At 52.6% G+C, this 9,322-nt stretch carries 9 protein-coding genes and 1 pseudogene; 6 read left to right on the forward strand and 4 right to left on the reverse strand.

Features of this window, described 5'->3' with window-relative positions; translation table 11 throughout:
• From BOW51_RS03945 to BOW51_RS03970, 6 genes are all read left to right on the forward strand, one after another.
• Positions 1 to 1,052 (forward strand): transketolase-like TK C-terminal-containing protein (locus tag BOW51_RS03945; RefSeq protein ID WP_442467778.1); only part of this gene is annotated, 1,052 nt, incomplete at its 5' end.
• A gap of 17 nt (positions 1,053 to 1,069) precedes the next feature.
• Positions 1,070 to 2,704, forward strand: a complete 1,635-nt coding sequence (aceF, locus tag BOW51_RS03950) for a dihydrolipoyllysine-residue acetyltransferase (RefSeq protein ID WP_078476540.1) — start codon at positions 1,070 to 1,072, stop codon at positions 2,702 to 2,704.
• 113 nt (positions 2,705 to 2,817) lie between these two features.
• A complete protein-coding gene (gene lpdA, locus BOW51_RS03955) occupies positions 2,818 to 4,230 on the forward strand; it encodes a dihydrolipoyl dehydrogenase (RefSeq protein WP_078476541.1) in 1,413 nt (470 codons plus the stop codon).
• A 7-nt stretch (positions 4,231 to 4,237) separates the two neighbouring features.
• Complete coding sequence (locus BOW51_RS03960) at positions 4,238 to 5,014, forward strand: alpha/beta fold hydrolase (RefSeq protein ID WP_078476542.1); 777 nt, start codon at positions 4,238 to 4,240, stop codon at positions 5,012 to 5,014.
• 58 nt (positions 5,015 to 5,072) lie between these two features.
• Positions 5,073 to 6,290 carry an argininosuccinate synthase gene (locus tag BOW51_RS03965; RefSeq protein WP_078476543.1) on the forward strand — a complete coding sequence of 406 codons (1,218 nt, stop codon included), beginning with the start codon at positions 5,073 to 5,075 and terminating at the stop codon, positions 6,288 to 6,290.
• A 74-nt stretch (positions 6,291 to 6,364) separates the two neighbouring features.
• Entirely contained in the window at positions 6,365 to 6,658 is a 294-nt protein-coding gene (locus BOW51_RS03970; RefSeq protein ID WP_135568040.1) for a hypothetical protein, read from the forward strand.
• Positions 6,659 to 6,701: 43 nt separating this feature from the next.
• Here the strand turns inward: BOW51_RS03970 and hflD are convergent, their stop codons facing one another.
• The 4 genes and pseudogenes from hflD to BOW51_RS03990 form a co-directional block, all read right to left on the reverse strand.
• Positions 6,702 to 7,304, reverse strand: coding sequence for a high frequency lysogenization protein HflD (gene hflD / locus BOW51_RS03975; protein WP_078476545.1), 603 nt, complete (start codon positions 7,302 to 7,304; stop codon positions 6,702 to 6,704).
• Positions 7,305 to 8,396 (reverse strand): tRNA 2-thiouridine(34) synthase MnmA, encoded by a 1,092-nt coding sequence (gene mnmA, locus BOW51_RS03980; RefSeq protein WP_078476546.1) that lies wholly within the window; start codon positions 8,394 to 8,396, stop codon positions 7,305 to 7,307. It abuts the gene before it with no gap.
• Positions 8,393 to 8,953 (reverse strand): hypothetical protein, encoded by a 561-nt coding sequence (locus BOW51_RS03985; RefSeq protein WP_078476547.1) that lies wholly within the window; start codon positions 8,951 to 8,953, stop codon positions 8,393 to 8,395. Before BOW51_RS03985 ends, mnmA begins: the two co-directional genes overlap by 4 nt.
• Positions 8,954 to 8,966: 13 nt before the next feature.
• Positions 8,967 to 9,322, reverse strand: a pseudogene (locus tag BOW51_RS03990) (hypothetical protein); the annotation flags it as partial.

Below are 9,322 nucleotides of genomic sequence, written 5' to 3' on the forward strand. Positions count from 1 at the left end.
TCTACTCCTCTTCAGGCCAGCTCTACGAGCCTGAGGATTCAGATCAGCTGATGTGGTATCGCGAGGACTCCAAGGGACAGATTCTGCAGGAAGGTATCAACGAGGCCGGTGCAATGTCAGAGTGGATTGCTGCGGCAACCGCCTACAGCAACCATGGCGTTTCGATGATTCCGTTCTACATCTATTACTCGATGTTCGGTTTTCAGCGTATCGGTGACCTGGCATGGGCTGCTGGTGATATGCAGGCACGTGGCTTCCTGATTGGTGGAACTGCCGGTCGGACTACATTGGCAGGTGAGGGATTGCAGCACCAGGATGGCCATGGCCACCTGGTTGCAAGCACAATCCCTAACTGTGTCTCCTATGACCCCTGTTTTGCATACGAACTGGTCACTATCCTTCACGATGGCATGCGTCGCATGTACGTCGACAAGGACAGGGTCTTCTACTATGTCGCAGTGATGAACGAGAATTATGCCCAGCCCGCAATGCCGGAAGGCAGTGCAGAGGGTATTCTCAAGGGTATGTACCGTTTCAGCGAGGGCGGTAAGGCCAAACAGCGTGTTCAGTTACTCGGTTCTGGCACCATCCTGCGCGAAGTGATTGCTGCAGCAGAACTGTTGCAGAATGACTTTGGCATTGCTGCAGATGTCTGGAGCGTGACGAGTTTCAATGAACTGCGTCGTGACGGCATCGACGCTGAACGCTGGAACATGCTACACCCTGATGAGGCACCCAAACGCAGCTATGTTGAAGAGCAGCTGTCAGGAACAGAAGGCCCTGTCATTGCAGCAACGGATTACATCCGCACCTATGCAGATCAAATCCGTCCTTATATCGATCGCAGTTACTTCACCCTGGGCACCGATGGTTTCGGTCGCTCGGATATGCGTGAAGCACTGCGTCGTTTCTTCGAAGTCAATCGTTACTACATTGCTGTGGCCGCCCTCAAGGCGCTTGCCGATGACGGCGAGATTGCAGCCAGTGAAGTGAAAAAGGCGATTGAGAAATATGACATTAATCCGGAAAAACCCAATCCGGTAACAGTCTGATTGCGGAGAAACTGACAATGACGACAGAAATATTAGTGCCCGACATTGGTGACTTCGCTGATGTCGAGATTATCGAGGTGCTGGTTTCACCGGGTGATACGGTTGACGCCGAGGATTCACTGATTACGGTTGAAAGTGACAAGGCATCGATGGAGATTCCCACGCCAAGTGCCGGTGAGATTGTATCGGTTGCCGTCTCTGTTGGAGACAGGGTGAGCGAGGGCAGCCTGCTGATTACGCTGGAGGAGGGTGGTGATACATCTGCCAGCGTTGAGGAAGAGATAGTAGAAGTGAGGGAAGCTGATGAGGCCTTTGCCGTTACTGAAGTAGCGGAAACTACTCCTGCAGCAGCCGAAACATCACAGACAGTTGAAGTAAAAGTTCCTGATATCGGTGATTTCAACGATGTCGAAGTGATCGAGGTGCTGGTCTCGGCTGGTGATACAGTTGAGAAAGAGCAGTCGCTGATCACGCTGGAAAGTGACAAGGCATCAATGGAGATACCGTCAACCCACGCAGGGGCTATTGACTCAGTTGCCGTATCGGTTGGTGATCGTGTCAGTGAAGGTGATGTGTTCGCTGTTATGACTGCCTCTGGCGCTGTTGCCGCAACTGCTGCTCCGGCTGCTTCAAAGCCTGCCAAGGCATCTGCTCCACAGGCAGCTGCGAGTGAGCCATTGGCGCCTGGTGACACAAACATGAAGCCGGCACCGGTTGAACCGGCACCACCGGAGCGTATAACAAGCGGAAAGGCGCATGCCAGTCCCGCGATCAGGCAGTTTGTGCGTGAACTTGGTGTCGATGTCAGCAAGGTCGTTGGTACCGGTCACAAGGGACGCATTACGAAAGAGGATGTGCAGAATCACATCAAGCGTGTGATTGCTGAACATGATACTAACAAGGCGTCTTCCGGATTCAGTCTGCCGACGGCACCAGAAGTAGACTTTTCCAAGTGGGGTGATGTCGAAGAGGTCGAACTCGGCCGAATCAAGAAACTCTCTGGTGCACACTTGCACCGTGCCTGGCTGTCAGTTCCACATATTACCCAGTTTGACGAAGCGGACATCACCGAGCTGGAGGCGTTCCGCAAGGAGTCGAAGGCGCGTGCAGAGCAGGCGGGTATCAAGCTTACTTTTATGCCTTTTCTGCTTAAGGCGTGTGCCACCGCACTCAAGACAATGCCCGAGTTCAATGCTTCACTGACACCGGATGGCGAACGCCTGATTCTGAAAAAATACGTCAACATCGGCATTGCGGTGGATACGCCAAACGGCCTGGTTGTGCCCGTAGTCAAGGATGTCGATAAAAAGGGTATTTTTGAGATTGGCGCTGAATTAATGGAGATTTCGGCTAACGCACGCGACGGTAAACTGAGACCAAGTGATATGCAGGGTGGCTGTTTTTCCATATCAAGCCTCGGAGGCATCGGTGGAACCCAGTTTACGCCGATTGTCAATGCACCCGAAGTTGCAATTCTTGGTGTTTCCAAGGCCGAAATGAAGCCGGTTTGGGATGGTAGTGAATTCCAACCCAGGCTGATCATGCCTTTCTCACTCTCCTATGATCATCGTGTCATCGACGGTGCACAGGGTGTACGATTTACAACCTACCTTGGCGATTTGCTGGATGATATTCGTCATTTGCTCTTGTAATCATGCCTGCTTTTCTGCAAAATGCTGTGCTGCAGCATAATAAGAAAAGATTATAGTAGACATAAGAAACTGGATGGGGTCTTCCGATAGGAAGATCCCGCCATCTAGAGGAGATGCAGATGCACGCAGAAGTTCTTGTCCTTGGCGCAGGACCCGGAGGCTACACAGCCGCCTTTCGCGCCGCAGATCTTGGAAAGAAAACCGTCCTGGTTGAACGTTATGCCTCTCTTGGCGGCGTCTGCCTGAATGTCGGGTGTATTCCATCCAAGGCACTGCTGCATACCGCAGCGATTATTAACGAGGCAGCCGAACTCACCGAAATGGGTGTTGATTTCGGCGGCACACCGAAAGTGGATCTCGACAAACTGCGTGCTGGAAAGGACAAAGTCGTCGGTCGCCTGACCGGCGGACTTACCGGTATGGCCAAGCAGCGCAAGGTTACCACGGTTCAGGGGCTTGGCAAGTTCACCGGTCCAAATGCCGTTTCAGTTGAAGGTACGCAGGAGATTACGTTTGATGCCTGTATCATCGCCGTCGGTTCACAGGCCGTACAAATCCCGGTTTTCCCGAATGATGATCCTCGCATGATGGATTCCACTGATGCACTCGAGCTGGAAGATGTTCCCGGCAAGATGCTCGTTATTGGTGGTGGCATTATCGGCCTGGAAATGGCAACGGTTTACAGCACCTTGGGTTCATCAATTGATATCGTCGAACTGCAGAATCAGTTGATGCCGGGAGCCGACAAGGACCTAGTCAGGCCGTTGCAGAAACGTCTTTCAGGTAGTGTTAACAGCATCATGCTTGAAACCAAGGTGACTGAGATCAAGGCGCAGAAAAATGGCCTGAAGGTCAGCTTTGAAGGCAAGAAAGCGCCTGAAAAGGCACAAATCTACGATCGTGTTCTGGTTGCTGTTGGGCGTAGTCCTAATGGTGCCAAGATCAATGCCGAGGCTGCAGGCGTCAATGTCGATGAACGTGGTTTCATCGCTGTTAATTCACAAATGTGTACCAATATTCCGCACATCTATGCGATTGGCGATGTTGTCGGCAATCCGATGCTGGCACATAAGGCGACACATGAAGCCAAGGTTGCAGCAGAAGTGATCTGTGGTGAAAAGAGCGAATTTGATCCTCTGACAATTCCTTCGGTTGCCTACACGGATCCAGAAGTTGCATGGATGGGTCTCACTGAGACCGAGGCCAAGGAACAGGGCATCAAGATCGAGAAAGGTGTTTTCCCTTGGGCTGCGAGTGGCCGCGCACTCGGTATCGGGCGCGATGAGGGTTTGACCAAGCTGATTTTCGATCCCGAAACTGATCGTATCCTCGGTGCTGGCATTGTCGGCGTCAACGCAGGTGAGCTGATTGGTGAAACTGTGCTGGCTCTCGAGATGGGCGCAGACATGGCTGATATCGGCCTCACCATTCACCCGCATCCAACCCTGATTGAAACCGTCGGTATGGCGGCTGAAATGGCTGAAGGCACCATCACCGACCTGATACCGCCGAAAAAGCGCAAATAATCAACCGGTGACTCTTTTCTACAGGGAATACGGGGAGCCATCTTCTGGCTCCCCGCTTGTTTTTCTGCACGGCCTGTTCGGTTCATCGGCCAACTGGGGCGGTATCGTCAAGTCTTTCGCCGAGACACATTACTGCATCGTTCCCGATCTGCGCAATCACGGCCGTTCATTCCATGATGATGGCGTTGGATATGGTGCGCAGAGCGGTGATGTTATTGATCTGCTGGAAGAGCTCGATATTGATAAGGCGACCCTGGTTGGCCACAGTATGGGTGGTAAGGTCGCGATGATGGTTGCCTTGCACCTGCCGGAGATGGTCGACCGGCTGGTTGTCGTCGATATGGCGCCAAGACGCTATCAACACAGTTTTGCATCGATTCTCACGGCGTTGAAAAAGATTGACCTCGATAACCTCGAAAACCGCAATGAGGCCGACAACTACCTGGCCAATTTCATCGATGAATCGGGTGTGCGTGCTTACCTTTTACAGAATCTTGTGCGTACAAGTGATGCCTGGCAGTGGCGTATTAATCTCGAGGCACTCTCAAATGGCATTGCCCAGATAACCGGTTTTCCTGTTAACGAAAACAGGCGTTTCAATGGTCCAACGCTGTTTATTCATGGAAATAACTCGGACTATGTCGATGTGGAAGGCAAGGCGGCTATCAGTCACTTTTTCCCTAATGCTGAGGTCAGGGGCATCGACAACGCCGGTCATTGGGTCTATGCAGATCAGCCACAGGCATTCATCAACTCCTTGTCGAGATTTCTGAAGCCACACTAGCCAAAGTTCGTTATAATTCAATGCTTCATTTTTTAAATTAACTCAGGGTGCAAACGCCATGTCCGACGGCATCAACAAAGTCGTTCTCGCCTATTCAGGTGGTCTTGATACTTCTGTCATTCTCAAGTGGCTGGAAGATACCTACAACTGCGAGGTTGTTACTTTCACTGCAGATATCGGGCAAGGCGAAGAAGTTGAGCCGGCGCGTGCGAAGGCAGAGGCGATGGGGATCAAGGAGATCTACATCGAGGATCTGCGTGAAGAGTTTGCACGCGACTATGTATTCCCCATGTTCCGAGCCAATGCCATCTATGAAGGCGAGTACCTGCTTGGCACCTCGATTGCGCGTCCCCTGATCGCCAAGCGTCTGATCGAGATCGCAAGAGAGACGGGTGCCGATGCCATTTCTCATGGTGCGACCGGCAAGGGTAACGACCAGGTGCGTTTCGAACTCGGTGCTTATGCATTGATGCCGGATGTGAAAGTGATTGCACCATGGCGTGAGTGGGATCTGCTGTCACGCGAGAAGCTGATGAACTATGCAGCCGAGCACGGTATTGAAGTCGATTTCGCCAAGCAGAGCGGCAAATCTCCATATTCAATGGATGCCAATCTGCTGCATATCTCCTACGAAGGTGATCTTCTCGAAGACCCATGGAACGAGCCTGAAGAGGATATGTGGCGCTGGAGCGTGTCACCGGAAGCTGCACCGGATGAGCCAACTTACCTCGAGCTGACTTATGAGAAAGGTGACATTGTTGCCATTAACGGCGAAGCGATGTCAGCTGCGACTGTTATGGAAATGCTCAACAAGATTGGCGGCGAAAATGGTGTTGGTCGTGATGACATTGTTGAGAACCGCTATGTTGGCATGAAGTCCCGTGGTTGTTATGAAACACCTGCAGGTACCATCATGCTCAAGGCACATCGCGCGATGGAATCATTGACACTCGATCGTGAAGCAGCGCACCTGAAAGATGAACTGATGCCGCGTTATGCAGAGATAGTTTACAACGGCTACTGGTGGAGTCCCGAGAGGGAGATGCTGCAGGCAGCAATCGACCAGACCCAGCAAGTGGTGAATGGTGTTGTACGCGTCAAGCTCTACAAGGGCAATGTCATCGTGGCTGGCCGCAAGTCGGAAACTGACAGCCTCTTTGATGAAAGCATCGCGACCTTTGAAGATGATGCAGGTGCTTACGACCAGAAAGATGCAGCTGGATTCATCAAGCTGAATGCATTGCGTCTGAGAGTGGCTGCCAAGCGCAGAAAGTAATACTGTAGGAGCCCCGTCCCTGACCACCATGGATGGTGGCCGCTTCTGCGCATCTTGCGCCCGCGGCGACTCACATGGAAGTGGGAAGTGCAGAGGATTTTCAGGAAAAATCCCTGCCATTTGTGCATCCCTGCACGGCAAAATTGCCGGGAACCGTATGGAATGTTTCCGGCGGGGCGATTTCCAAGCAGTGGTGCTACACCCCATTACCCCGTTCGCCACAGCTTCGCCTGATCGTTCAAGCCACGGCGCGAAAGGAACTCGCGTTCTTTGAACGCTCAGACAACCGTTCGCTTCTTCCGTGGCTTGAACGGGCTCCGCTAACGGCGAGCGAGGTAATGGGGTGTAGCGCCTTTTACTTGCAGTAGTCTTGCCTTGGAACGATTGATTGCAGCGATGTGGACACTGTTCCTACACGACGTTGCGCAACATCTCCAGAAGCGCCTTGCGCCTGAACAGCAGGTGAAAACGGCTTCCGCCCAGCTGGTCCCATAAAATCGCACTGCGAATACCAGCGAGCAGCGTTGCCCTGACACGGCTCTGATTATCGGGATTCTCCAGGTGTAACGGATCTCCCTTGACCATGATTCTTGGAGAGAGATCACTGACCTTCTGCTTGTAGATCTCGGCAATTGCCGAAATCGTATTCACATGTGTCAGTTCATACATCTCCAGCTTTTCCTCGATGCGCATGAGCTCATCGTGCATCTGCTGCAGTCGTGTTTCAGCCTTGCCGAGTTTTTTTGCCAGTTGCATCATCGCCATCACCATGTGAGGCACTTCGATCTGCTCTCTGTCTGCATGTGACAGCTGTTGCTCGAGCTCTTTGAAGCCGGGCTGGAGTGGATCAAGACCGCCATATACAGCTTCGGTCGATTCCGCCTCAAACTGGAACAGGGAGGAGAGCAGGGGCGTTGCGGCCTCCTTGTCGAAACGGCCATGGTGTGCAATTTCAGCAACCAGTCGGGCTGACTGGAACATGGCGGCGAGCGGAATAATCAGTTGCTGTTTCATTTAAGTCTGACTGGCCTTTGTGATGATCGCGCCGCCAAGGCAGACGCGCTCATGATAAAAAACGATTGATTGTCCCGGCGTGACGGCTCGCTGTGGCTGATCGAAGATCACTTGTAAACCATCTTCATTTTCCACGACGCGACAGGCTTGCAGGGGCTGGCGGTGCCGGCATCTTGCCATGCAAGTCAGTGGGTAGTCGGGCTGGGCGCCACTGATCCAGTGAGCATCCTGTGCGACTAATGAGCGGGACAGCAAGAGTGGATGATCGTGTCCCTGGACAACGACCAGCTGGTTGCTCTCGAGGCGCTTTTCGGCGACGAACCATGGTGACTCATCGCTGCCCCTGACACCACCGATACCGAGTCCCTGGCGCTGCCCGATGGTGTAGTAGAAAACACCCTGGTGCCCTCCGATGACATCACCTTTCTCTGTAATGATATCACCGGGTTTTGCCGGCAGGTAAGTCGACAGAAAGTCGCGGAAACGGCGTTCACCAATAAAGCAGATGCCGGTACTGTCTTTCTTGTCGTGTGTTTGCAGGTCATGCCGCCTGGCAATCTCCCGTACTTCGCTCTTGTCGATATCGCCAAGCGGAAACAGTGCGTGTGACAGCTGGTACTGGTTGAGCAGATGGAGGAAATAGGTTTGATCTTTGTTGCTGTCACGTGCCTGAAGCAATTGCCAGCTGCCATCCTGCAGCTGATGTGAATCAGCATAGTGGCCGGTTGCAATACGCTTGGCACCGAGTGTCAGGGCGTGTTCCAGAAATGCCTTGAACTTGATTTCACGGTTGCATAACACATCCGGGTTGGGCGTACGACCGGCCTTGTATTCGTCAAGAAAGTGGGCGAATACACTATCCCAGTAGGTATCAGAAAAATTGACCGTGTGCAGCTTGATTCCGAGCTTGTTGGCTACCGCTTCTGCATCGGCAAGATCAACAGTGGCACTGCAGTACTCCTGGGTGTCATCCTCTTCCCAGTTTTTCATGAAGAGCGCTTCGACCTCGTAGCCTGCTTCCAGCAGGCGCAGGGCGGCTATCGATGAGTCGACGCCACCGGAGAGACCGACAATGACTTTTTCCTTGCTCACAGAATTCTTTCCGCACCGTTGAACCAGGTCTCCAGCGGAACGATTCGCGCTGCCATGCCGTTGTCTTCATACCAGCTATCGACAGCGTAGAGATCGCCGCTTCCTTCCTCCTTGATGACTGCTGTCCAGTGCGTGCCGAATATCATGCGATGCCTGACAACGCGATCTTCGACGCTGTGCCACTTGAGTAGCCCGAGGCGCTGCATCTGCTTCAGGTAGGTTGTGGTGTTGCGCGATTCCGCAATACAGTCAAGCTGGCCCTCGGGTTCGACAGTTCCCGGGTTTCGTCCTTTGTCACGCCAGGTTCCGTTCTGGCGACCGACCTGGGATTCGAACCAGCCGATTGCCCGTGCGATCTCCTCGCGTTCTGTTTCCGCATCTTCCGTATAGGCAAAACGCGATTTCAGGAATTCGACTGCATCAGCCGATATGTATACTTTTTCCCTGAAATCGCACCCATAGTCGATACAGGTTTGCAGCGCCAGCATGCCGTTGGCTCCTGTTGTGGTACAGCCCAGTAAAAGAGTTGCGAGAATCAGAATTTGTACTTTTTTCATGGCTGCGTGTTGATCAGTTGTTCTTTGGACGCCATCCTGCTTTCCACTCTTTCAGTGTCACTATGTCAGGCTTGGTGCCATTATCGTGGAACCAGGAATCAACCGCCCACTTCTTTCCACTTCCTGTCTCTTGAATAACTGCGGTTGAATGTGGCCAACCTCCGATGATCAGGAGGCCGCGTTGTGACTTCTTGTAAACCCGGTGGAACTTGAGTAAACCGTCTTTCTCCATCATGCGCATGTAAGAGGTGCTGTTGGTCGATTCGTCTACACAGTCGAGCTGGTTACTGCTGGATCCAAATCCCTTGAGATTGCCACCACGGTCATCCAGAGAGTTAATCTGTTTGCCCACTTCCACTTCCACTTCCA

The sequence above is a fragment of the Solemya elarraichensis gill symbiont genome (assembly GCF_002021095.1).
Taxonomy (GTDB): Bacteria; Pseudomonadota; Gammaproteobacteria; order Chromatiales; family Chromatiaceae.

Coding starts and splice junctions, on each gene's coding strand:
- aceF (WP_078476540.1), top strand. CDS start 1,070: ATGACGACAGAAATATTAGTGCCCGACATTGGTGACTTCGCTGATGTC.
- lpdA (WP_078476541.1), top strand. CDS start 2,818: ATGCAGATGCACGCAGAAGTTCTTGTCCTTGGCGCAGGACCCGGAGGC.
- BOW51_RS03965 (WP_078476543.1), top strand. CDS start 5,073: ATGTCCGACGGCATCAACAAAGTCGTTCTCGCCTATTCAGGTGGTCTT.
- BOW51_RS03970 (WP_135568040.1), top strand. CDS start 6,365: ATGGAAGTGGGAAGTGCAGAGGATTTTCAGGAAAAATCCCTGCCATTT.
- hflD (WP_078476545.1), bottom strand. CDS start 7,304: ATGAAACAGCAACTGATTATTCCGCTCGCCGCCATGTTCCAGTCAGCC.
- BOW51_RS03985 (WP_078476547.1), bottom strand. CDS start 8,953: ATGAAAAAAGTACAAATTCTGATTCTCGCAACTCTTTTACTGGGCTGT.